Raw genomic sequence first — 23,977 nt, forward strand, 5'->3', positions numbered from 1 at the left:
GTGTCCAAGAAAGAAAAGGAATTAACCGGAAAACAAAAGGCCGCTCTCTTATTAATTTCATTAGGGCCTGAGGTTTCAGCTTCTGTCTATAAACATTTAACAGAAGAAGAAATTGAACGTTTAACATTAGAGATTTCAAGTGTTAAAAAAGTAGAATCAGATGTTAAAGAGGAAATTATTGAAGAATTCCACAATATTGCACTTGCGCAAGATTATATTACACAGGGTGGTATTGGTTATGCGAAGACGGTATTGGAAAAAGCACTTGGTGTAGAACAGGCGCAAACAATCATTAATCGTCTAACATCTTCTTTACAAGTACGTCCCTTTGACTTTGCACGTAGAGCTGATCCAGCACAAATTTTTAACTTTATTCAAAATGAACATCCACAAACAATTGCCCTTATTCTATCTTATTTAGAGGCTGGGCAAGCGGGTGTTATTTTATCTTCATTGCCACAAGAAGTACAGGCTGATATCGCTAAACGTATTGCTGTGATGGAATCAACTTCACCAGAAGTTATTAGCGAAATTGAATCAGTTTTAGAACGTAAATTATCATCAACGGTTACACAAGATTACACGGAAACTGGTGGCATTGACGCAGTTGTTGAAGTATTAAACGGTGTAGATCGACAAACAGAAAAAACGATTCTCGATGCACTCGAAATTCAAGATCCAGAGCTTGCAGAAGAAATCAAAAAACGTATGTTTGTATTCGAGGATATTGTTACGCTTGACAACCGCTCGATTCAACGAGTTATTCGTGATTGTGAAAATGAAGACTTACTACTGTCTATGAAGGTTTCAAGTGAAGAAGTAAAAGATATTATTTTCCGTAATATGTCACAACGTATGGCTGAGACATTTAAGGAAGAAATGGAGATTATGGGACCTGTACGTTTACGCGATGTAGAGGAAGCGCAATCCCGAATTGTTGCAGTTATTCGTCGCTTAGAGGATGCTGGTGAGATTATTATTGCACGTGGTGGAGGAGATGACGTCATTGTCTAGAATCATCCGTTCTGTATACACACAGTCCAATGGCGATCATGTCAAAAAGATTCAAATCCGTGACATGTTTGAGATGCAAGAGGTAGAAGATGGAGACATTTTACCTCAAAAACAAATAACTATGGAAGAAGTGCTAGAAGAGCGGGAACGTTTACTGGCCGAGGCTAGAGCTACCTTACAGGCTGAACGTGAGGCTTTTGAACAAGAGAAGCAAAAGTTCTTTCAAGATCTTGAGCATTTAAAGCAAGGGTGGGAAGAAGAACGACCTAACCGAGTGCAAGAAGCTTATGATGAAGGATTCGGTCAAGGCTATGAGGATGGGATAAACAAAGCGAATGAAGCGATGGAACAATCTCTCCAAACGGCCAATGAAATAATCATTCATGCGAGGGATAATGCTCGAAAATATATTGAAGATCAAGAATCGATTATTTTAGAGTTAGGCTTAACGGCAGCAGAGCGAATTATTGATGCATCCTTAGAGCGAGACAACGAATTATTTGTTTCAATCGTTCGTAGAGGACTTAAAGAAGCACGGGAAATGAAAGAAATAAAAATTTATGTTTCACCTACCTACTATGCATTAATGACCGCTAATCGGGATGAACTGGCTGAAATGTTCCCAACTGACGTACCATTTATGATTTTTGTAAATGAGGAGTTAGAAAATGAAACAGATTGTTATATTGAAACAAATCATGGCCGTATTGTTGTAAGCATTGATGGGCAATTGAACGAACTAAGATTGAAGCTATATGAAATATTAGAAAGTAAGGAATGATCTAGATGAAAACGGCTCAATTAATCGAACAAATTCCTCAAATACCAACCTTTAAAAAGTTTGGTAGAGTAACTAGAGTTGTCGGCTTGATGATTGAGTCGCAAGGTCCAGATAGTTCCATTGGTGATGTCTGTAAAATTCATGTGGAAACTTCTAAAAATGGCCATCAAATTATCTTAGCAGAGGTTGTAGGCTTCAAAGATGAAATTGTCGTCTTAATGCCGTTTACTTCTCTTCGGGAAATATCGATTGGCTGCCTAGTCGAAGGTACGGGGGCACCACTTGAGGTAAAAGTGGGCCCTGAGCTAATCGGTAAGGTACTTGATTCAATGGGGAATCCGATAGATGGAACAGGATTACCGAAAGGATTAAAGACGGTTCCAACAGAGCAGGATCCACCCAATCCGCTAACACGCCCACCTATTAACGAGAGACTTGAAGTAGGTGTGAAAGCAATTGATGGCATGCTAACAGTGGGCAATGGTCAACGTGTTGGTATTTTCGCTGGTTCTGGGGTCGGGAAAAGTACATTGCTCGGTATGATTGCGCGCAATACCCAAGCGGATTTAAACGTAATTGCGCTAATTGGAGAGCGTGGTCGTGAGGTTCGTGAGTTTATAGAGCGTGACTTAGGGCCAGAGGGTTTAAGTCGATCAATAGTAGTAGCGGCTACTTCTGATCAGCCTGCACTAATGCGAATTAAAGGGGCCTTTACCGCAACAGCAATTGCCGAGTATTTTAGAAATCGCGGCTTAAATGTCATGTTGATGATGGACTCTGTGACTCGTGTTGCTATGGCACAGCGTGAAATCGGTCTTGCGACAGGTGAACCACCAGCTCAAAAAGGATATACGCCATCTGTGTTCGCAATTCTACCTAAACTATTAGAACGCACAGGGACTAATGAGAAAGGCTCTATCACTGCCTTTTATACAGTGTTAGTAGATGGTGATGATATGAATGAGCCAATAGCAGATACAGTACGGGGGATTTTAGATGGACATATAGTCCTTGATCGAAATCTTGCCAATAAAGGTCAATATCCAGCTATTAATGTATTAAAAAGTGTTAGCCGTTTGATGAATCATGTGGCAGAGCCAGAGCACAAAAAAGCTGCAGAGCGATTAAGAGAGCTCTATTATACATATGACAAGTCAGAGGATCTAATTAATATCGGTGCCTATAAGACAGGAACATCAAAGGAAATTGATGAAGCCATTTACTATGAACCTCTCATTACCGCTTATTTAAAGCAGGGCTATTTAGATAAAGTGACCCTAGAGGAAAGTAAGAATGAGTTAATTTCATTATCGAACGGTGGTGGAAAATAGGATGGTAAGCTATATATATCGTTTTGAAAAAGTGTTAACCATTCGAGAGCAGGAAAAAAATGAAACCGAAATTGCCTATAAAGAATCTGTACGTTCTTTTGAAGAAATTGCAACGAAGCTATATGAGTTGTTAAAAAAGAAAGAAGATTTAATAGAGTTTCAGCAGGAGCGTTTAGCTGTAGGTTCATCAATAGAGGAAGTTCATCACTACGCACGATTTATTGATAGTCTTGAAAAAACAATTGCTGATGTACAGCAGAAAGTTGTTCAAGCTCGTGCAAAAATGAATTGGCATGAAGAAAAATTATTAGAAAAAAACTTGGAAGTACGTAAATTTGAAAAAATGCGAGAGAAGGATTTTAACGTGTTTCAGCAGGAACAAGATCGTATTGAGGGCATTTTTTTAGATGAGATTTCATCGCTTACGTATAACAAGAGGGAAATCAGGTGATTTCATGGCGAAAACAGATAATCGACTTAAAACAGAATTAGTAGAACAACCGCCTAAACGTAAAGGAGGCTTTCGAAAGTTTTTTTTATGGTTTGTAATACCTATCATGTTTGTAGCGGCGGTTTTACTTGTTGTTGCAACCCTAATGAATACGAATGTCTTTGATTTAGGGAAGAAAGCATTTGAAAGCTTACCATTCGTTCCTTCAGAAGAACAACAAGCAAAAGATGCTGTAGTTAATAATGATTCAAAGGTTTTAAAATTACAGGCTGAAGTACAAGAAAAAGAAGCGGAAATCGTACAGCTACAAAAAAAGTTGGATACAGCTACCACTGAAAAAGAAAAGCTAACGACAGAAAATGAACAGCAGAAATTTGAAAATGAAAAATTAAATAGGGAGCAAAGTGACGTAAAGCGTGACTTTAATGATATTTTAAAAACATTTGATAAAATGTCCCCTAAAGCCGCAGCGCCGGTTCTTGTAAAAATGAGCGATACGGAAGCGCTACGAATTTTAACAAACTTAAAACCAGACAAATTGGCTGCGATTCTAGAAAAAATGAATCCACAAGATGCAGCGAAATATACAGAAATGATGGCTAAACAATAAGGAAATCTGAAGGGAGGTGAAATGATGAATGTAGCAATGATGCAAATGATGTCTAAGGCTATACCAACTAATACTGCAACTTCGAAGCCTTCAATGTCAGGCGATCCCAATGTAAAAGTAAATGGAACGTCGAACAAAGAAAATTTAGCAACATTTGGTTCTGTTTTTGGACAGATAGTTTCTTCTTCAAACAAAACACAGCAGCCTACACAGTCGGCAGATCAAATAGATACCTCTGAGTTAGCAGCTGTTTTAAATGCTGATTCTATAGAAGACGTACTAGATGTACTAGGAATTTCACATGACGATGGCCTGTTAATGCTTCAAATTGGTGAAGAAGGCAAAGCAGTCGCTATAGATGAAATGTTAAATCTTGATAACCTAATGGATGCATTGGGAATTGATGCCGAGCAACTTCAGAAATTAGTACAACAGTTGCTAGGAGAGGATAAAGAAGCAAAAGATGTATGGGAGCTTTTATCACTAGTAGATGCTCAAGCACCAATGCTTCAAACACAAATCGTAGCAGCTTTACAAGGAGAAGGACAAGTGACTCCGAAAGAAGTAACGCCATTGGTTCAAGTGTTAAAGTTAGCACAATTAGTTGGACAAAAAACGGACTTAACAGCTTCACAAGAAAACGTGCTAACGGACATAAAAAGTCTTTTGACAACGATGCAAACACAAGTTGAAACGACTCTATCTGAACAGCAAGTAACAACTAAAACAACGGTAACGCTTCCGTTGCAGGGCTTCCAGAAAGTGGTTCAACAAGTTCAAGTGACAAAGCAGGCGGACACAAGTGCTAATGAAATGGTGACTTCTAATACAGTTCAAACAAAAGCAGACACGTTCCAAGTAACACTGCCAGCTGCAAAGCCAGCACAATCTGAGGCATTTTTGAAAGAGATGCAAGCTATTATCAATAAAGCCCAAATCTCGAATGCACAAGGCATTACACGCTTATCATTGAAATTGTATCCGGAAAATCTAGGAACAATACGTATCGAGCTTGTGCAAAATGACGGTGTCCTGACAGCCCGTCTACTCGCTTCAACGGCTCATGGACGTGAATTACTTGATAGTCAGGTACATCAACTAAAGCAAGCCTTTGTACAGCAAAATATTCAAGTAGATCGTCTCGATATTGCTCAATCATTGCAAGACGCGGATCGCCAACAACGCGACCAAAACTTCTTCAATAATTTCTTTAGGCAACAACAGGAAGATGAGCAAGAGCAAAAAAACGACGATGATGATGAAGGTAAATCGTTTAGTGAATATTTAATAAGTGAGGAGGTGTAAGAATGGCAGATGCAACGACAAATAAAATGAGTGGGAAAATTACAGATGACTTATACTATTCGAATTATAAAAAGCCAGTAAGGCAAACAGGTAGCAATGAACTTGGTAAGGATGCTTTTCTACAATTATTAATTAAGCAATTGCAACATCAGGATCCAACAAACCCTATGGACGACCGAGATTTTATTGCTCAAATGGCTCAATTTTCTTCATTAGAGCAGATGCAGAATATGTCAAAGGCAATGGAATCACTACTTGTTTCTCAGCAACAAACACAGATGATGAGTTATTCAACCTTTATTGGTAAGGAAGTAAAATGGCATGAGATAACAGATGAGAAGGATGATAAAGGTGATTTCATAGTTAACGAAGGAACTGGCATTATTGAGTCATTAAAATTTGTCGATGGCAGTGTAGAGTTCGTATTAACTGATGGTAAGAAAATAACACCTGGTAATATATCAGCAATTTTAGGTGGTTCAGGTGAAAATAATGCAGGAAAAGAGTCTCCTCTTGTACAAGCAAGCAAACTAATTGGCAAAAAAGTTACCTATAAAGACGGCGAGCAAGAGCTGCAAGGGCGTATCGTTTCTGTCTCGAATAAAGATGGCGTAATTCATTATGTCTTAGACAATGATAAAAAATTAACAGATAAAGAGTTTACCGTAATTAGCGAATAGAGGTGGAGAAGGATGATGGATCAGTTTTCAATACACCGTGTACCATTGCATCCATCTATTCGCCAGACACAACCAACGCCAATAAAAAACTCACAGCAATCGTTTAAAACTCATTTACAGAAGGCTACCAATCAGCAAGAATTAAAAGTGAGCAAGCATGCGAATGAACGTATTATCGAGCGTAAGATAGCGATATCTGAACAAGAATGGCAGGCTGTATCGGATAAGGTATTTGAAGCGCACTCGAAAGGTGTCAAACAACCATTAGTCTTGATGGATCAAGCAGCTTTAATTGTCAGTGCTAAAAACGCAACTGTCATTACCGCAATGGACCGCACGGAAGCAAAACAGCAAATATTTACAAATATTGATGGCACAATCGTGCTGTAAGGGCTGGACCTTTGATAGGAAGCCCCAGTGTGCTGATTGATAGAAGCACACAATTAAAAGACGAAGGGAGAACGACATTATGTTACGTTCTATGTATTCTGGTATTTCAGGTTTAAAAAACTTCCAAACGAAGCTAGATGTAATTGGGAATAATATTGCTAACGTTAATACTTACGGCTTTAAAAAAGGACGTGTAGTATTTAAAGATTTAATGTCTCAAACGTCAGCGGGTGCCTCTTCACCTACTCAAACTCGTGGTGGTGTTAACGCGAAACAAATCGGATTAGGCTCACAACTTGCTGCAATCGATACAATTCACGGTGCAGGTTCAATGCAAAATACTTTTCGCGAGTTAGACTTAGCTATAGCTGGTGATGGATTCTTCATGGTGGGTGATGCAAATGGTGCACCTGATGAGGATGGTGCACTTGATGCAGAAGGGTACAGCAATATTCTCTATACACGCGCCGGCAATTTCTATATGGATAGAAATGGATACCTAGTGAATGCCGATGGTAAATATTTAGTAGGTCACGCAAATGATGAGTTATCGATTTCTGCTGATGAGTCAATCGATGGTGCTGCAGCTGAGGAACACAAAGCAGGGAATGGACTAGCTGATATAGAAGGCAATATCGCAGAGGAAATGGATTTCGCATCAGAAATTTCACCAATTCGTATCCCTACAACGGCGCAATCAATGTCGATTGGCCAAGATGGTACAGTTACCTATACAGACTATAAAGGTGAACGACAATATGCAGGTCAACTTATATTAGCGAAGTTCCCAAATGCTGGTGGTCTTCAAAAGGTGGGGGGTAACTACTACCAACCTACAGCAAACTCTGGAGAACCATACGCCCAAGTTGGAACAGTCGGAGGGATTGGTGCCGTTGAAGCTGGCTTCCTAGAAATGTCCAACGTAGACCTTTCAGAGGAGTTTACTGAAATGATTGTAGCGCAACGTGGTTTCCAATCAAACACACGTATTATCACAACTTCTGATGAAATTCTGCAAGAGCTTGTAAATTTAAAACGCTAGGTTTTCATCAGTAGATTTTAGTATGAGAAACATACTTAATATGTAGGTAAAGAAAATACCGGTTAAGATTACAAAGTGCTCAAAACTAAAAACATAATTTCATATGAGGGAGGGTCGGGCCGGCTCTCGTGCTAGACCCGGCCCTATTTCAATGATTGAACTAACACGTTTAAATGGCAAAGCATTTACATTGAATGCTTTATACATAGAAACGGTCGAATCTTTTCCGGATACGACCATTACATTAACGACTGGAACCAAAATCATTGTTTTACAGAGTCAAGATGAGGTGCGACAAAAGGTAAATACCTTTTATAAAAATATACAAATACTATCAAACCCGCATCTACGAGGTGAAGAAGATGAAGAATAACAAAGTGTTAACGATAATTATCATCCTACTAGTAGCAATCATACTTATTGGGGGTATTGCGTTTGTTTTGTTTACCCAATTTAATAAGCCTGCTGGATCTCAAGAACCAACTATTGATGAAATCGTAAAAGCTTCTGTTGAAGTTCCGGAAATTACGACAAATCTGGCTGATAACAAAATTGTCCGCTTTTCATTAAAAATTCAAACATCAAATGAAGATGCTGCTGATGAATTAACGAAGCGTGATTTCCAAGTGAAAAATATTGTTATTCAAGAGCTTTCAGAACTGGAGCAAAAAGATTTAGAAGGTAAGCAAGGTAAACAAGTATTCCAAAAATCATTAAAAACTAAAATTAATGAATTGATGCAAGAGGGAGAAGTTCAGGAAGTTTATTTTACCTCCTTCATCACTACCCAATAATAAAGAAACTGCTTGAAATGGAGGTGGGCAAATGGCAGGAGATGTGTTATCTCAATCCGAGATAGATGCGCTGCTTTCCGCAATATCAACTGGGGAAATGTCAGCGGACGACATAAAAAAAGAGGATGAGGTGCGCAAGGTTAAAGTATATGACTTTAAACGAGCACTACGTTTCTCAAAAGATCAAATCCGAAGTTTGACCCGAATACATGAAAATTTTGCACGATTACTGACAACCTTCTTTTCTGCACAGCTAAGAAGCTATGTGCAGATTACTGTTGCATCAGTGGACCAAATACCATTTGAGGAGTTTGTACGTTCGATTCCGAATATGACACTCATTAATGTGTTTGAAGTGCCACCATTAGATGGTAATATTCTAATGGAAATAAACCCGAACATTGCCTACTCGATGCTAGATCGTTTAATGGGCGGTAGTGGGGCGAGTCATAGTAATGTAGATAACTTAACAGAAATTGAAACAAAAATTATGACAAACCTTTTTGAACGTTCATTCGACAATTTGCGCGAAGCGTGGGAAAATGTTGCGGAAATTGATCCAATTTTAGTAGAGCTTGAGGTTAACCCTCAATTTTTACAAATGATTTCACCAAATGAAACGGTTGTCGTTATTTCCTTGAATACGATTATCGGTGAGACAAGCGGTATGATTAATATTTGTATTCCGCATGTTGTATTGGAGCCAATTGTTCCAAATCTTTCTGTTCGCTACTGGATGCAGACAAATACAAAAGAGATGTCTCCAGAGCAAACAAAAATGCTTGAAACACGTGTGAAACAAGCACAACTACCTGTTTCGGTTGAACTAGGTGTTACAGACATTACCATTGAGGATTTCCTCACAATGCAAGTTGGAGATGTTATTCAATTAGAGCAAAAAATTGAAGATCCACTACTGTTAAAAGTAGGAACATTACCGAAATTTACAGTTCAACCAGGTAAGCAAGGCAAAAAATTAGCAATCCAGATTATCGACCCTTTGAAAGGAGGAGACGAAGATGAGTGATGAAATGCTCTCCCAAGAAGAAATTGAAGCGTTATTAAGGGGCGAGACGTTGGAAGATAAAAACAGCGACACTGAAGCTTCTACAAATGAGGAAATTAATGATTTAAGAGTAGAGGATTACCTCGATTCGTTTGCGCAAGATGCGTTAGGTGAGGTAGGGAATATATCTTTTGGTAGCTCTGCTACAGCGCTTTCAGCGTTACTAGGTCAAAAGGTTGATATTACTACTCCAAGTATTTCAATGATTAACCGTAATAAATTAGAAGAGGAATTTCCTCATCCTTATGTAGCCGTACAGGTTGAATATACAATCGGGTTAACAGGTATGAATTTGCTTGTTATTAAGCAATCCGATGCAGCGATTATCGCTGATTTAATGTTAGGTGGAGATGGCTTAAACCCGAAACCTGATTTGGGAGAAATCCAGCTAAGTGCCGTGCAAGAAGCTATGAATCAAATGATGGGTTCAGCGGCTACGTCAATGTCGACAGTATTTAATAAAAAAGTGGATATTTCGCCACCTACTATTGATTTAATGAACATTTCCCAAAACGAAGGAAGAGAAAATATTCCTGAAGATGATTTACTCGTAAAAGTATCCTTCAGATTGAGAATTGGTAATTTAATTGATTCGAATATAATGCAGTTATTACCGCTGAAATTTAGCCAAAACATTGTAAAATCTCTGCTAGGTGAAACAGAATCAGTTGAGGAACCTGTGGCTGCAACAATAGCACCTGAAGCGCCAGTAGCACAAGCACCTGTACAACCACAAGCACCTGTGCAGCAACAAGCGCCTATGCAACAACAAGCGCCTGTAACACCACCGCCTGCGCAGCCAGTATATCAACAGCAGGAAGTGCCTGTGCAGCAACCGATGTATCAAGAGCAACAACAGATTCCTCAAGCAACAAGACCTGTTCAACCGGTCAATGTACAACAAGCACAGTTTGCTAGTTTTGATTCAAATGTTATCTCGCAATCTGAAGCTAGAAATTTAAATATGCTACTTGATATTCCATTGCAAGTTACTGTAGAGTTAGGACGTACAAAGCGTTCTGTAAAAGAGATTTTAGAACTATCAAGTGGTGCGATTATTGAACTAGATAAATTAGCCGGCGAACCAGTTGATATTTTAGTTAATAGCCGTTTAATCGCTAAAGGTGAAGTCGTTGTTATTGATGAAAACTTCGGTGTCCGCATTACAGATGTTTTAAGTCAAGCAGAGCGTTTAAATAATTTAAGATAGTTTTCAATTGGAGGAGTTAACCATGTCTAAAAGAATTTTGATTGTAGACGATGCTGCATTCATGCGCATGATGATCAAGGATATTTTATCGAAAAATGGATTTGAAGTTGTTGGAGAGGCTGCAGATGGTTTACAGGCAGTTGAAAAGTACAACGAATTAAAACCAGATTTAGTAACAATGGATATTACGATGCCAGAGATGGACGGTATTGCTGCTCTTAAAGCAATTAAAGGTTCAGATCCAAATGCCACTGTAATTATGTGTTCAGCAATGGGACAACAAGCGATGGTAATCGATGCAATTCAAGCTGGTGCGAAAGACTTTATTGTTAAACCTTTCCAAGCTGATCGTGTAATTGAAGCGATCCAAAAAGCGCTAGGATGATTGAATGCAAATGTTAAAATCATTTCGTCTAACGATGATTTTCGCATTTCTTGTATCCTTTCTGTTTTTGTACCCTACCACGACGCCTGTGTATGCAGAATCTGACACAAATTTTGTAAACGACTGCATCAAAAAGGATTGTAAAGAAGATAAAACTCCAGCTGCTGAGAAAGAATCAGATGTACAAGCGGCTGGAGACATATCTGCGTGGGAATACATAAAAATGGTTTTGGCGCTTATTTTTGTTGTAGCTTTATTTTATGGATTAATGAAGTTTTTAAATAAAAGAAATTTAAACTTTCAACGTAATCAATTAGTACAAAATTTAGGCGGTTTATCGTTAGGTGCTCAAAAGTCGGTACAACTATTACAAGTAGGTAAAACACTCTATTTAGTTGGGGTCGGTGAGGATGTTCAGTTACTACGTGAAATTACTGATCCTGAAGAAGTTGCGGCACTTTTAGCACTATATAATGAACGACAAGAACTTGCAGCAACATCACCGTATATTGCAGAAGTATTATCTAAATTTAAGAGAAAAAGTAATGTAAGTTCATCAGCACAGCAAAAACAAGACTCTTTTGGTGTGCTATTTGAAAAAAAGATATCCGAAATTAAACAGGAGCGCAGTGAAGAGCTGGAGAAATGGAAGCAAAAGGAGAATGATGATAAATGAATGATATAATCAGTGTTTTTTCCAACAGCGATCCGACAAATGTCTCTAGCGCTGTTAAACTTCTCTTGTTGTTAACAGTTCTTTCACTAGCACCGAGTATTTTAATTTTGATGACATCGTTTACACGAATAGTAATAGTATTATCGTTTGTTCGTACCGCTTTAGCGACACAGCAAATGCCACCGAACCAGGTCATTGTGGGCCTTGCTATGTTTTTAACATTCTTTATCATGGCCCCGACATTTCAAGAGGTCAATAAAGAGGCATTACAGCCGTTATTTTCTGAGAAAATTGGAATTGAAGAAGCGTATGATCGTGCCAGTGTGCCGTTTAAAGAGTTTATGAGTAAGCATACGAGGCAAAAAGATCTTGATTTGTTTTTAACTTATAATAAAGCAGAAAAGCCAGCTTCTGTAGAAGAAATTCCTCTTACAATGCTAGTGCCTGCTTTCGCATTGAGTGAGCTTAAAACTGCGTTTCAAATTGGCTTTATGATTTTTATTCCATTCCTAGTAATCGACATGATTGTGGCAAGTACCTTAATGTCGATGGGGATGATGATGTTACCACCGGTTATGATTTCATTGCCGTTTAAGATTTTATTATTTGTACTCGTGGATGGTTGGTATCTTGTGATGAAATCATTACTACAAAGTTTTTAGGGGATGATACAGTATGACAAGTGAATTGGTTATTTCCATTGCAGAGCGTGCCATTATGATTATCCTTCTAACAAGCGGGCCGCTACTATTAGTTGCTTTAATCACTGGTTTAGCGGTAAGTATTTTTCAGGCAACAACATCTATTCAAGAGCAAACTTTAGCATTCGTTCCCAAAATCATCGCTGTTTTAGCAGCCATCGTATTTTTCGGTCCTTGGATGTTATCACAAGTGACTAGCTATGCGAGAGATATTTTTGAGAATTTAACGCGTTATATAGGGTGAGTAGATGAATGAATTAATCCCGCATTTTACGGTTTTCTTATTAGTGCTTGTGCGCGTATCGGCATTTTTTGTCACTGTGCCTTTTTTCTCATACAGAACAATTCCGCCGCAAGTTAAAATAACTCTCGCATTAGTTTTAGCTTGGATGATGTATTACACAATTGACGTCGAACCATTTGTATTTAATGGTGATTACATACTTTTAGTGATGAAAGAAGCGCTTATTGGACTGTTGCTAGGTCTAGTTGCTTATGTCATCATGTCGGCAATTCAAATTGCCGGAAGCTTTATAGATTTTCAGATGGGTTTTGCCATTGCCAATATTATTGACCCGCAAACAGGTGCACAAAGTCCATTGATCGGACAATTTTTTAATACGCTAGCATTACTTTTCTTACTAGCTATAAATGGACATCATATGATTCTCGATGGAATTTATTATAGTTATCAATTCTTACCGATGGATCAAGGATTTCCTAATTTCGCAAAAGACAATTATATAGAGTTTATCATCACAACATTTACGGCTGTGTTTGCGATTGCCTTTCAAATGGCTGCGCCTGTTGTAGCAACTTTATTTTTAGTCGACTTGGCACTAGGAATTACAGCGAAGACTGTACCACAATTAAATATTTTTGTTGTTGGTTTTCCTATTAAAATAGGTGTTAGTTTTCTAGTGTTATTTACGATGATGGCTGTAATGGTTCAAGTTATACAAAAGCTGATTACAATTATGATTTATGCGATGCGTGATTTTATGGCTATTTTAGGTGGTGGGTAAAATGTTGCTACTGCTGGAACTAGATTTACAGTATTTTGCGGGAGAAAAAACGGAAAAGGCGACACCCAAAAAACGACAAGATGCACGAAAAAAAGGACAGGTTGTCAAAAGTCAGGATATTTCCAGTGCGATTGTCATGCTCATGGTATTTATCTTTTTATTCTTCTTTGCAGGTTCAATGCGTGACGATCTGTTAGCTTTTTTTAGGCAAACTTTTATTCATAACGTACGCGTAGAATCACTAACAATTGATAGTGTGATGCGCCTATTTACAGAAACATTAATACAAATGGCTTTTATTATTGTTCCAATTATGGGAATTGCATTTGTTGGAGCATTGGCAGGTAACTTTCTACAGTTCGGTTTTCTATTTACATTAGAACCGATGAAGTTTGATTTAAAAAAAATGGACCCGATAAAAGGGTTGAAAAAAATATTTTCAGTGAAAGCCATTATAGAGCTTCTAAAATCAGTATTAAAGATTAGCTTTATCGGTGGGGTTACAACTATTATCGTTTGGACGAATTTACCGGAAGTTTTGGCGTTATCCTTTAAAAGCCCCTGGATGACTCTTATTACAGTGGGTAAGCTTGTTGGTATCATGGGGATTGCTGCTTCTGTCGTCTTACTTTGTGTATCCCTTTTAGACTGGATGTATCAAAAACATGATTACGAAAAAAATCTTAAAATGTCTAAACAAGATATTAAAGATGAATATAAAAATAGTGAGGGCGATCCGCTGATAAAATCGAAAATAAAGCAACGCCAACGCGAAATGGCGATGCGTCGTATGATGTCAGAGATTCCAAACGCCGACGTTGTCATAACTAACCCAACTCACTATGCGATTGCTCTCAAATATGATGAGGAAAGTATGGATGCCCCACGCATTGTTGCTAAGGGTACAGACTTTGTCGCTCAAAAGATTAAACTGATTGCGAAAGAACATGATGTGATTATGGTTGAAAACAGGCCATTAGCACGAGCAATGTACGATCAAGTTGAAATCGGTGATCAAGTACCAGAAGAGTTTTTCAAAGCAATAGCAGAAGTGCTTGCTTATGTATATCGAATTAAGCGGAAAATTTAAAGCTTTTTGTAGGAGGGACACAAATGAAAGTTCGCGATATAGGGGTATTAGGTGCGGTTATTTTAATCGTTGCCATGCTCATCATCCCTCTTCCTCCGTGGATGTTAAGTTTCTTAATCGTCATTAATATTACATTAGGATTAATCGTATTGTTAACAGCAATGAGTATGAAGGAAGCGTTAGACTTTTCTATTTTTCCTTCAGTTATTTTATTGTTAACTTTGTTCCGACTCGGACTAAGCGTTTCTACAACACGTGCCATTTTAGCCAAGGGTGATGCTGGTGCTGTTGTCGAAACGTTTGGTGACTTTGTGGTCGGGGGAAATGTACTAGTTGGTTTAGTTGTATTCTTAATTCTTGTGTTAATTCAGTTTATCGTTATTACAAAAGGAGCGGAACGTGTAGCGGAAGTAGCAGCACGTTTCACACTTGATGCGATGCCAGGTAAACAAATGAGTATTGATGCTGACTTAAATGCGGGAGTTATTTCTGAACGGGAAGCACGTGAACGACGCGATAAAGTAGCGGGTGAAGCGGACTTCTACGGGGCGATGGATGGTGCCACGAAATTCGTAAAAGGGGATGCCATTGCCTCAATGGTCATGGTAATTATCAACTTATTATTTGGTATCATCATCGGTGTTGTGCAGATGGGTCTTTCATTTGCAGATGCAGCAAACCATTTTTCTAAGTTAACAGTTGGGGATGGTATTGTCTCACAAATTCCTGCGTTACTGATTTCTACAGCGACAGGGATTGTCGTAACACGTGCATCTTCTAAGGGAAGTCTTGGTGAAGATATTACTGGGCAGCTATTTGCACAGGCGAAACTGCTCTATGTAGCAGGTGGTACAATTGTTTTACTTGGATTATTTACACCAATACCTAATTTAATAACACTTCCAATTGGTATTTCACTAATTGCTGGTGCCTATATGATGGATCATAAGAAACCTGAGGATGAAGAAGAATTACTTGAAATTGAGGAAGAAGTGGCAACAGACGGCATGAAGAGCCCTGAGAATGTTGTGAATTTATTAAATGTGGACCCAATCGAGTTTGAGTTTGGCTATGGTTTAATACCATTAGTAGATGCTGCTCAAGGCGGAGACTTATTAGATCGTGTCATTATGATACGTCGACAGTTAGCATTAGAATTAGGGATTGTCATTCCGGTTGTCCGTATTCGCGATAATATTCAACTACAACCAAATGAATATCGAATTAAAATAAAGGGTAACGAAATGGCGCGTGGTGAACTTTTACTGGATCATTATTTAGCAATGAGTCCAGGAGATGATGATTCCATTGAAGGAATTGACACAGTTGAACCGTCATTTGGCCTACCTGCAAAATGGATTACGGAGCAAGTGAAAGAGGATGCTGAAATGTTCGGCTACACAGTTGTTGACCCACCAAGCGTAGTGTCGACTCATTTAACCGAAATGATTCGTGCAAATGCTTATGAATTACTCGGTCGTCAAGAGACGAAGCAGTTAATTGATCATTTACGTGAAACGCATCCAATTTTAGTAGAAGAGTTGACGCCTACACCGTTATCGACTGGGGAAATTCAAAAAGTACTAGGTAAACTTCTACGAGAAAATGTTTCAGTCCGAAACTTACCAATTATTTTTGAAACTCTAGCTGACTATGCAAAGTTAACGAGTGATACCGATATATTAACTGAGTATGTACGGCAATCATTGGCACGTCAGATTACTTCTCAATACGTAGGAGACAGCTCGTCATTAAAAGTTATAACGGTTTCGGGTAGAGTAGAGAAAATGATTGCAGATAGTATTCAACAAACTGATCACGGAAATTACTTAGCGATGGATCCACAAGATTCTCAAACTATTTTAGAAATTATTGCTGCCGAAGTAGAGCGCGTTTCCTTTATGGAACAATCTGCTATTATCTTATGCTCGCCAGCAGTTCGTATGTATTTACGTCAACTAACGGAGCGTTATTTCCCACAAATTCCAGTTCTATCATACAACGAACTTGATGCTTCGGTTGAAATTCAAAGTGTTGGGGTGGTGAATGTTGAATGAAAATGAAAAAATATTATGCATCTTCCATACCAGAAGCTATGAAGCTTGTGCGTGCTGAATTAGGTGAGGACGCTGTCATTTTGAATTCAAAAGTAGTAGTGACCAAAAAGTTTTTTGGAATCATTAAAAAGAAAAGTTTTGAGGTTGTTGCAGGGGTAGATTCAATGGGGCCGAGCAATTCGGCTCCAGCACCTGCGGCTTTACCTATAACAACAGCTAAAAAAGAACATGTAAGTTTACATGAGATGACGAAGGCTGTGCAAGCTAACATGCTCCAAGTACCGAAGAATGATGTGTCCTTACATGAGGAAACTGGCATCTCTGAAGATTTGAGGAAGGAAATTGCAGATTTAAAATCTTTAATGCATTCTATGCATAAGAAGACTATCCAAGATCAATATCCCGATGAACTCTTACCCTTCATTGAATACTTAAGACAGCAAGAGCTAAGTGAGGAGCTCATCACAACGATTGGTGATGAGCTTTTTACGCATTTCAAAGAAGCATCCGAAATCAATTTTTCTCAATGTAAGATGGTTACGAAAAATTTATTGCGCAAAGAGCTAGAAAATCTCCCGATTGGGGGCTTATCCTATGAAAAAAAATATATTAATGTTCTAGGTCCAACCGGTGTCGGAAAAACTACAACAATTGCTAAAATGGCAGCTAGAGCCGTTTTAGAAAAAAAGAAAAAAATAGGATTTATCACGACAGATACTTACCGTATTGCCGCAATTGAACAATTAAAAACGTATGCAGGATTGTTACAAGCTCCTGTCGAAATTGCCTATAATGCGACTGATTTTGAACAAGCAATCCATCGATTGTCTCATTTAGATTTAGTGTTTATAGATACAGCGGGCCGAAATTATAAAGAAGTAAAATATGTAGACGATTTACAGCGTCTCATAAAATTTGATGATCAAGCTGAGTCTTTCTTAGTACTTGCTATGACAACAAAAGAAAAGGATATGGCCAACATTGTAGAGCAATTTAAGCAATTACCAATTGAAAAATTTATTTTTACAAAGATTGATGAAACAAATTCTATTGGCACAATGGTTAATTTAATGATTAAATATAATAAGGGACTTGCTTACTATACTAATGGTCAAGAAGTACCAGAGGATATTGAAGAAGCTGATCTAGAAGCAGTACTAAATTTATTTTTCCAAGGTGAAGAAAAATGAGAGACCAAGCTGAAACATTACGCTTGAAAATGTTGAGACAGCAGGGCGAACTAGGAAGGGCAATTGCGGTTGTAAGCGGTAAAGGTGGGGTTGGTAAAAGTAACTTCACTATGAATTTTGCAACTACATTGGCCAATAAAGGGAAAAAAGTTGTCATCGTTGATATGGATATTGGCATGGGCAATATCAATATATTGATTGGAAAAAATGCATCTTATAGTTTAAAAGATTACTTAGAAGGAAATAAGTTACTAGATGAAGTAATATTTGCAGGTCCTTACGATTTAAAGTTTATTTCAGGTGGGTCTGGTATGTCGGGCGTCCTAGAATGGTCAGAGGTTTTGTTTGAACGACTCATTCAGGCTTTTGAGCAGCTTCAAAAAAGCTTTGATTACATCTTATTTGATATGGGCGCAGGAGCTACTAACTGGTCATTAGATTTACTAGCTTCTATAGATGAAATTATTGTTTTATCAACGGCAGAGCCAACATCTATAACAGATGCGTATTCAATGATGAAATATATTCATACGAGAGATGCAGACAAGCAATTTTATATACTCTGTAATCGAGCTCATAGTAAAGAAGAAGGACTGGAAACTAATGAACGACTAAAGCGTACGATGAAACGCTTTTTGGACAAAGAGGTGACGATATTAGGCGCATTACCTGAAGATTCTGTTGTGCGAAAGGCTGTGCGTGAGCAAGTGCCTTTTTCACTAGCTTTTCCAGATGCATTAATTACAAAGACACTTCATCTTATAGTGGCGCGTTTCATGGAACACCGCGCGGAGGAAGTTCATGCACATGATCAGTCAGCGGGTAAATTCTTAACTAAATTAAGAAGTATTTTTTCGAAAGGACGTGATTAATTGGACTTTTTACATAAAAGCAAACTATTAGTTGTGGATGATTCTGCTTTTATGAGAAAGCTAATTAGTGACTTTTTTGTTGGCAACTCGAAGGTTGAAGTAGTTGGAACAGCACGAAATGGGAAAGATGCGATAAAAAAGATTCAATCATTGCAGCCAACAGTTGTGACAATGGATATTGAGATGCCTGAAATGAATGGGCTTGAGGCTTTAAAAGAAATTATGACGATATGTCCAGTACCTGTTGTTATGCTCTCTAGTACAACTCAACGAGGAGCAGAAAATGCCTTATCAGCAATTGAACTTGGGGCAGTAGATTTTGTCGCTAAGCCGAGCGGAACAATTTCTCTTGATTTACATAAAATCCAAATCGAACTTGTCCACAAAGTTGAACAGGCATCATTGGTACCTATTTCAAAATTAAAGAAACCTTCTAGCAGTAAAAGACAACAAGAACAGCCATTTATAGCGAGTACCATTAGAAGAGAGTCATTTAGTGAAAGTAGGGTAACTCCTCCTGTCAATATTTCCTCGACAAGGGCAGAATTATCAAAGCCACATGTCGAATGGAATAAAGTAGGCCGGAAAATTGTACTGATTGGGACTTCTACTGGCGGACCTAGAGCATTACAAGAAGTTATAACAAGAATCCCAAAATCAATTCAAGCACCAATATTAATTGTCCAGCATATGCCAGCAGGGTTTACAAAATCTCTTGCTACCCGTTTAGATCAATTGAGTGAGATTACTGTAAAAGAAGCTGAGCAAGGAGATATTCTTCAAAATGGAGTGGCGTATGTTGCACCTGGTGGGTATCATTTAAAACTTAGAAAAATAGGTACCTCCTTTGGCATTGTCCTTGATAATAATGAACCGCCTAGATCTGGACATCGCCCTTCTGTAGATGTGATGTTTGAAGATGTAAGTCAATTTAAAGATTTTGATAAAGTGGCAGTTATTATGACAGGTATGGGCCATGACGGCTCTAATGGACTAAAAGCACTAAAAAGTACTGGAAATGTGATTGCAATCGCAGAGTCAGCTGAAACTTGTATAGTGTATGGTATGCCGAAAGCAGCAGTGGAAACGCAGCTTGTCGATGAAGTAGCAGATGTAGATGATATCGCACAAACAATAATGAAATATTTGCCTTAAAGGGGTGTCCTCTTATGGAAGTCAATCAATATTTAGAGATGTTTATTGAAGAAAGTAAAGACCATTTACAAGCGTGTAGTGAACATTTATTAGAACTAGAAAAAAACCCAAAAGATTTAGCGATTGTTGGGGAAATTTTCCGCTCTGCGCATACATTAAAAGGGATGTCTGCGACAATGGGCTTTGAAGATTTAGCGGATTTAACTCATAAAATGGAAAATGTGTTGGATGCGATCCGAAACGAGAAAATCCATGTATCTCCTGAAATTTTAGATGTTGTTTTCGAATCAGTAGACCATCTAGAAGAAATGGTAATGGATATTGCCAATGGCGGAGATGGAAAACGTGATGTATCTTCAACTGTTGCTCAATTAAAGCGTATTGAATTAGGTGAGGAAGCAATTCCTGAAGTGGTAACCACTACTGAGACATCAGCAACTGCTACAGCAAGTACGTTAGAGTTTGACAGCTTTGAACAAACAGTTATTTCACAATCTGCCGAACAAGGTTTCAATGCATTTGAAATTTCAGTGAAATTACGTGAAGATTGTCTTTTAAAAGCAGCACGAGTATTTATGGTGTTTGAGATTTTAGAAAAAGATGGGGATGTTATTAAATCAAGTCCATCTGTAGAAAAGCTTGAAGACGAACAGTTCGATCAACAATTTTTTGTAGCGTTCGTCACAAAAGAATCTGCTGAAGATATGCAGAAAAAGATTATGAAAGTTTCAGAAGTCGAAGAAGTCATTGTCTCAACTATCGAAGAACAGCAATACGGTGAGAAAGAACAAGCAGTTCAAGAGGTAGCAGTAACAGCTACAGCAACGGTAGAAGCGGAGGTTCCACCTGCACCTGCAACAAATACTGCAGCTTCTACACCTGCAAAAGCAGCGACTCCTGCTAAGGCTGATAAAAGTCATGCGCCTGTTGGAAATAAAACAATTCGAGTAAATATCGAACGACTTGATATTTTAATGAACTTATTTGAAGAGCTTGTTATAGATCGAGGACGACTACAGTCTATTGCAACAGATGTTAATCATGGAGAGTTAAATGAAACAGTGGAACGTATGAGCCGCGTCATGGGTGATTTACAAACAATTATTTTAACGATGCGCATGGTTCCAGTTGAAACAGTATTCAATCGATTCCCTAAAATGATTCGTCAGCTATCCCGTGATCTAAACAAGAAAATTAACCTTGAAATCATTGGTGCAGAAACAGAACTAGATCGTACAGTAATCGATGAAATTGGTGATCCACTTGTTCATTTAATACGTAATTCTGTTGACCACGGTATTGAAAATCCGACAGCTCGTCTTGCAAAAGGTAAACCAGAAGAAGGAACTGTTGTACTGCGTGCTTATCATAGTGGTAACTATGTCTTTATCGAAATTGAAGATGATGGAGCCGGTATTAACCGTGAAAAAGTTCTGGCGAAAGCTATATCTAAAGGTATTGTTACCCAAGAACAATCATATTCAATGTCAGATAAGCAAATCAATGAGCTTATTTTGGCTTCTGGGTTCTCAACGGCAGATGTTATTTCTGACGTATCAGGCCGAGGCGTTGGATTAGACGTTGTTAAAACAACAATAGAATCATTGGGTGGAAATATTTCAATTGAATCTACTCAAGATGTAGGCTCAGTATTCTCGATTCAATTACCACTAACATTATCGATTATTTCTGTCATGTTAGTAGAAATCGAAAAAGAGATTTATGCAATTCCACTTTCATCAATTATTGAAACTTCAATTATCCGTTCATCTGAAATTATGAATGCGCATAATCAAAAAGTAATCGACTTCCGAGGAAAAGTAGTACCATTAGTATTCTTAGAGGAGATCTTTGAGGTACCTCGCAAAGAATCACAAGGTGACGAATTCCATTCAGTGGTTATCGTTCGAAAAGGTGAGAAGCTTGCTGGTTTAGTTGTGGATTCATTCATTGGCCAACAAGAAATTGTGCTGAAATCATTAGGAAACTACCTAACGAATATCTTTGCCATTTCAGGTGCAACTATTTTAGGTAACGGAAAAGTAGCCTTAATTGTGGATTGTAACGCACTTATTAAATAAGGTGAATGAATAAGAGAGGTGTAAACAATGACAAACGTAGTGGAACAAGAAAGTATAAAAGTAATTGTTTTTCAACTAGCAGATAAAGAATATGCGATTCCAGTGTCACATGTACAAGGGATTGAGAAACTAATGCATATTACACGCGTACCGAAAACGGCGAAATATGTAAAAGGTGTCATTAACCTACGCGGTGTCGTAACGCCAATTGTAGATTTACGTGAACGATTTGAATTACCTGCCTCTGAGCATGAAGAAACAACACGCATTATCATTATTTCATTAGAAGATATGGAAGTAGGTTTCGTTGTAGACTCTGCAAATGATGTGTTAGACATCCCTGCTGACTCAATTGAACCCCAACCCGAAGTAGTAGGTTCACTGGAAGAGGAATATATTTCAGGCGTGGCTAAAATTGATAAACGATTATTAATTTTATTGCATTTAGAGAAAGTACTAAATCCACTAAAGTAGGGGTCGATATGACATATAATCAAAAGATTACATCACTACATTTAGATGTTTTAAAGGAAATTGGCAATATAGGTGCTGCGCATGCAGCGACAGCACTTTCCAATTTACTTGGTAAAAAAATTGATATGCGGGTACCGAAGGTTGAAATGGTGTCATTTAATGACATGATGGAGCTTGCTGGAGGATCTGACAATGCCGTAGTTGGAATCTTTCTACGCATAGAAGGCGATGCTGAAGGTAGCATGTTCTTTATCCTGCCAATTGAGCAAGCAAATCGCTTTATTCGTCGTCTCATTTTTGATGATGCATTCGACTTCAAAAAACAACCTGTATCAGAGTTAGGTTTATCAGCTATGCAGGAAATGGGTAATATTTTATCTGGTTCTTATTTATCGGCGTTATCTGACTTTACGAATTTGAAAATTTATCCAACTGTACCGGGACTAAGTGTTGACATGTTTGGTGCTATTATTAGTATTGGTTTGATTGAACTATCACACGTTAGCGACAATGTTATCGTAATAAACACATCCATTTTTGAAGACGGTGTAGAGGATCAGGAAACGGTAAGAGGGCATTTCTTCTTATTGCCAGATCCAGACTCATTTGATGCTATTTTTAAAGCATTGGGAGTTTCATAGATGATTAGTAGTAATGGGCAAGTGATAAAAGTTGGAATTGCGCAAATGGATGTAGTAAAGTTACCAAATACGATTAGAACATCAGGTCTTGGATCTTGTGTGGGTGTTATTTTATACGATGAATCAAAAAAAATTGCTGGTTTAATTCATGTGATGTTGCCAGATTCGAGTTTAGGTAGACAAGAGTCAATAAATGTGGCTAAATTTGCTGACACAGGCATTGCGGCAATGATTGACTTATTAAAGTTAGAAGGCGTTCAAAAATTCAAACTAAAGGCAAAAATTGCGGGTGGTGCGCAAATGTTTCAATTCACTTCTGATAAAGATTCCATGCGCATCGGCCCACGTAATGTAGAAGCTGTAAAGCATGAGCTAAAGAGTCATGGAATTCGTTTAGTTGCCGAAGACACGGGCGGTAATAGTGGTAGAACAATTGAATTTAATCCTGCGACTTCAACATTACATATTCGAACGGTTAACCAAGGAGTGAGCGAAATATAATGTTCGGTTCTATTTTTTATAACCTATGGGGAGCGTTAATTGCCTTTTCTCTCTATTTCTTTATTACATTTCAAAAACCCTTTACACCACTACGTATTATCGTAGGATCATTTGTGGCAGGCATAATTGTGTTTTTCGTCATGTATATTGTAAGATTTTTAATCTCTTACGTTTTATTCACACCTGAGGGCGATGAAGAAGTCGTTGAAGGTGAGCATGAAGAAAATGAATCCGCCAATCACGAGGAAGACCATCAGGAAACACCGACAGCTAACTCAACAGTTGAGTTTCAAGATGAAGGCTCAGAAGAAATTGCTCAGGTTGTACGGACGATGATGAATCGTGAGGATGTCTCGCAAGTAAATAATGGTTAAAATAGGAGTCGCGAGCAGCGGCTCTTTTTTTATAAGGCGTATGGATTGGGAAAAAATAAGTTTATGATGGAGCGATAAAAG

Annotated in this window: 28 protein-coding genes; all 28 read left to right on the plus strand. The window is 38.2% G+C overall.

Going from position 1 to position 23,977, the window contains the following annotated elements:
- Nucleotides 1-1,014, plus strand: coding sequence for a flagellar motor switch protein FliG (fliG, locus tag MWJ95_RS07605; protein WP_249073134.1), 1,014 nt, complete (start codon nt 1-3; stop codon nt 1,012-1,014).
- Complete coding sequence (gene fliH, locus MWJ95_RS07610) at nt 1,007-1,795, plus strand: flagellar assembly protein FliH (RefSeq protein WP_249073133.1); 789 nt, start codon at nt 1,007-1,009, stop codon at nt 1,793-1,795. Before fliG ends, fliH begins: the two co-directional genes overlap by 8 nt.
- A gap of 5 nt (nt 1,796-1,800) precedes the next feature.
- Nucleotides 1,801-3,126 (plus strand): flagellar protein export ATPase FliI, encoded by a 1,326-nt coding sequence (gene fliI / locus MWJ95_RS07615; RefSeq protein ID WP_249073132.1) that lies wholly within the window; start codon nt 1,801-1,803, stop codon nt 3,124-3,126.
- 1 nt (nt 3,127) lies between these two features.
- Nucleotides 3,128-3,577: a flagellar export protein FliJ gene (fliJ, locus tag MWJ95_RS07620; protein ID WP_249073131.1), complete on the plus strand. Its 450-nt coding sequence runs from the start codon at nt 3,128-3,130 to the stop codon at nt 3,575-3,577.
- A gap of 4 nt (nt 3,578-3,581) precedes the next feature.
- On the plus strand, nt 3,582-4,187 hold the full coding sequence (locus MWJ95_RS07625; protein WP_481817345.1) for a MotE family protein: 606 nt from the start codon (nt 3,582-3,584) through the stop codon (nt 4,185-4,187).
- Between the two features lie 21 nt (nt 4,188-4,208).
- Nucleotides 4,209-5,492: a flagellar hook-length control protein FliK gene (locus MWJ95_RS07630; protein WP_249104903.1), complete on the plus strand. Its 1,284-nt coding sequence runs from the start codon at nt 4,209-4,211 to the stop codon at nt 5,490-5,492.
- Nucleotides 5,493-5,494: 2 nt separating this feature from the next.
- A complete protein-coding gene (gene flgD, locus MWJ95_RS07635; RefSeq protein WP_249073128.1) occupies nt 5,495-6,172 on the plus strand; it encodes a flagellar hook assembly protein FlgD in 678 nt (225 codons plus the stop codon).
- Between the two features lie 15 nt (nt 6,173-6,187).
- Nucleotides 6,188-6,562 (plus strand): TIGR02530 family flagellar biosynthesis protein, encoded by a 375-nt coding sequence (locus MWJ95_RS07640; RefSeq protein ID WP_249073127.1) that lies wholly within the window; start codon nt 6,188-6,190, stop codon nt 6,560-6,562.
- 79 nt (nt 6,563-6,641) lie between these two features.
- Nucleotides 6,642-7,604 carry a flagellar hook-basal body complex protein gene (locus MWJ95_RS07645; protein WP_249073126.1) on the plus strand — a complete coding sequence of 321 codons (963 nt, stop codon included), beginning with the start codon at nt 6,642-6,644 and terminating at the stop codon, nt 7,602-7,604.
- A gap of 151 nt (nt 7,605-7,755) precedes the next feature.
- Nucleotides 7,756-7,977 carry a flagellar FlbD family protein gene (locus MWJ95_RS07650; RefSeq protein ID WP_249073125.1) on the plus strand — a complete coding sequence of 74 codons (222 nt, stop codon included), beginning with the start codon at nt 7,756-7,758 and terminating at the stop codon, nt 7,975-7,977.
- Nucleotides 7,967-8,398, plus strand: a complete 432-nt coding sequence (fliL, locus tag MWJ95_RS07655; RefSeq protein ID WP_249073124.1) for a flagellar basal body-associated protein FliL — start codon at nt 7,967-7,969, stop codon at nt 8,396-8,398. The genes MWJ95_RS07650 and fliL overlap by 11 nt, the downstream gene beginning before the upstream one ends.
- A 31-nt stretch (nt 8,399-8,429) precedes the next feature.
- Nucleotides 8,430-9,425, plus strand: coding sequence for a flagellar motor switch protein FliM (fliM, locus tag MWJ95_RS07660; protein WP_249104904.1), 996 nt, complete (start codon nt 8,430-8,432; stop codon nt 9,423-9,425).
- Nucleotides 9,418-10,674, plus strand: coding sequence for a flagellar motor switch phosphatase FliY (fliY, locus tag MWJ95_RS07665; protein WP_249104906.1), 1,257 nt, complete (start codon nt 9,418-9,420; stop codon nt 10,672-10,674). Before fliM ends, fliY begins: the two co-directional genes overlap by 8 nt.
- 22 nt (nt 10,675-10,696) lie before the next feature.
- A complete protein-coding gene (locus MWJ95_RS07670; protein WP_049668450.1) occupies nt 10,697-11,059 on the plus strand; it encodes a response regulator in 363 nt (120 codons plus the stop codon).
- Nucleotides 11,060-11,063: 4 nt separating this feature from the next.
- Nucleotides 11,064-11,735 carry a flagellar biosynthetic protein FliO gene (locus MWJ95_RS07675; RefSeq protein WP_249104908.1) on the plus strand — a complete coding sequence of 224 codons (672 nt, stop codon included), beginning with the start codon at nt 11,064-11,066 and terminating at the stop codon, nt 11,733-11,735.
- A complete protein-coding gene (gene fliP, locus MWJ95_RS07680) occupies nt 11,732-12,397 on the plus strand; it encodes a flagellar type III secretion system pore protein FliP (protein ID WP_249073120.1) in 666 nt (221 codons plus the stop codon). The genes MWJ95_RS07675 and fliP overlap by 4 nt, the downstream gene beginning before the upstream one ends.
- A 13-nt stretch (nt 12,398-12,410) precedes the next feature.
- Nucleotides 12,411-12,680, plus strand: coding sequence for a flagellar biosynthesis protein FliQ (fliQ, locus tag MWJ95_RS07685; RefSeq protein ID WP_053483288.1), 270 nt, complete (start codon nt 12,411-12,413; stop codon nt 12,678-12,680).
- Nucleotides 12,681-12,684: 4 nt separating this feature from the next.
- Nucleotides 12,685-13,461, plus strand: a complete 777-nt coding sequence (gene fliR, locus MWJ95_RS07690) for a flagellar biosynthetic protein FliR (RefSeq protein ID WP_249104911.1) — start codon at nt 12,685-12,687, stop codon at nt 13,459-13,461.
- Nucleotide 13,462: 1 nt separating this feature from the next.
- Nucleotides 13,463-14,551: a flagellar biosynthesis protein FlhB gene (flhB, locus tag MWJ95_RS07695; RefSeq protein WP_249073118.1), complete on the plus strand. Its 1,089-nt coding sequence runs from the start codon at nt 13,463-13,465 to the stop codon at nt 14,549-14,551.
- Between the two features lie 23 nt (nt 14,552-14,574).
- Entirely contained in the window at nt 14,575-16,608 is a 2,034-nt protein-coding gene (gene flhA, locus MWJ95_RS07700; RefSeq protein ID WP_249073117.1) for a flagellar biosynthesis protein FlhA, read from the plus strand.
- On the plus strand, nt 16,605-17,798 hold the full coding sequence (gene flhF, locus MWJ95_RS07705; RefSeq protein ID WP_249073116.1) for a flagellar biosynthesis GTPase FlhF: 1,194 nt from the start codon (nt 16,605-16,607) through the stop codon (nt 17,796-17,798). The genes flhA and flhF overlap by 4 nt, the downstream gene beginning before the upstream one ends.
- Nucleotides 17,795-18,670, plus strand: a complete 876-nt coding sequence (locus MWJ95_RS07710) for a MinD/ParA family protein (protein WP_249073115.1) — start codon at nt 17,795-17,797, stop codon at nt 18,668-18,670. Before flhF ends, MWJ95_RS07710 begins: the two co-directional genes overlap by 4 nt.
- Nucleotides 18,671-19,825 (plus strand): protein-glutamate methylesterase/protein-glutamine glutaminase, encoded by a 1,155-nt coding sequence (locus MWJ95_RS07715; RefSeq protein ID WP_283164635.1) that lies wholly within the window; start codon nt 18,671-18,673, stop codon nt 19,823-19,825.
- 14 nt (nt 19,826-19,839) lie between these two features.
- Nucleotides 19,840-21,906, plus strand: coding sequence for a chemotaxis protein CheA (locus MWJ95_RS07720; RefSeq protein WP_249104914.1), 2,067 nt, complete (start codon nt 19,840-19,842; stop codon nt 21,904-21,906).
- Between the two features lie 27 nt (nt 21,907-21,933).
- The gene (locus MWJ95_RS07725; protein ID WP_249073113.1) at nt 21,934-22,380 is read left to right on the plus strand and encodes a chemotaxis protein CheW; all 447 of its coding nucleotides are present in this window, start codon (nt 21,934-21,936) and stop codon (nt 22,378-22,380) included.
- A gap of 8 nt (nt 22,381-22,388) precedes the next feature.
- Nucleotides 22,389-23,021 (plus strand): chemotaxis protein CheC, encoded by a 633-nt coding sequence (locus MWJ95_RS07730; RefSeq protein WP_249073112.1) that lies wholly within the window; start codon nt 22,389-22,391, stop codon nt 23,019-23,021.
- A complete protein-coding gene (locus tag MWJ95_RS07735; RefSeq protein ID WP_249073111.1) occupies nt 23,022-23,522 on the plus strand; it encodes a chemotaxis protein CheD in 501 nt (166 codons plus the stop codon). It begins immediately after the preceding gene.
- Nucleotides 23,522-23,896: a hypothetical protein gene (locus MWJ95_RS07740; RefSeq protein WP_249073110.1), complete on the plus strand. Its 375-nt coding sequence runs from the start codon at nt 23,522-23,524 to the stop codon at nt 23,894-23,896. Before MWJ95_RS07735 ends, MWJ95_RS07740 begins: the two co-directional genes overlap by 1 nt.
- Nucleotides 23,897-23,977 lie beyond the last annotated feature (81 nt).

This window comes from Lysinibacillus sp. Bpr_S20, assembly GCF_023337835.1.
GTDB lineage: Bacteria > Bacillota > Bacilli > Bacillales_A > Planococcaceae > Lysinibacillus.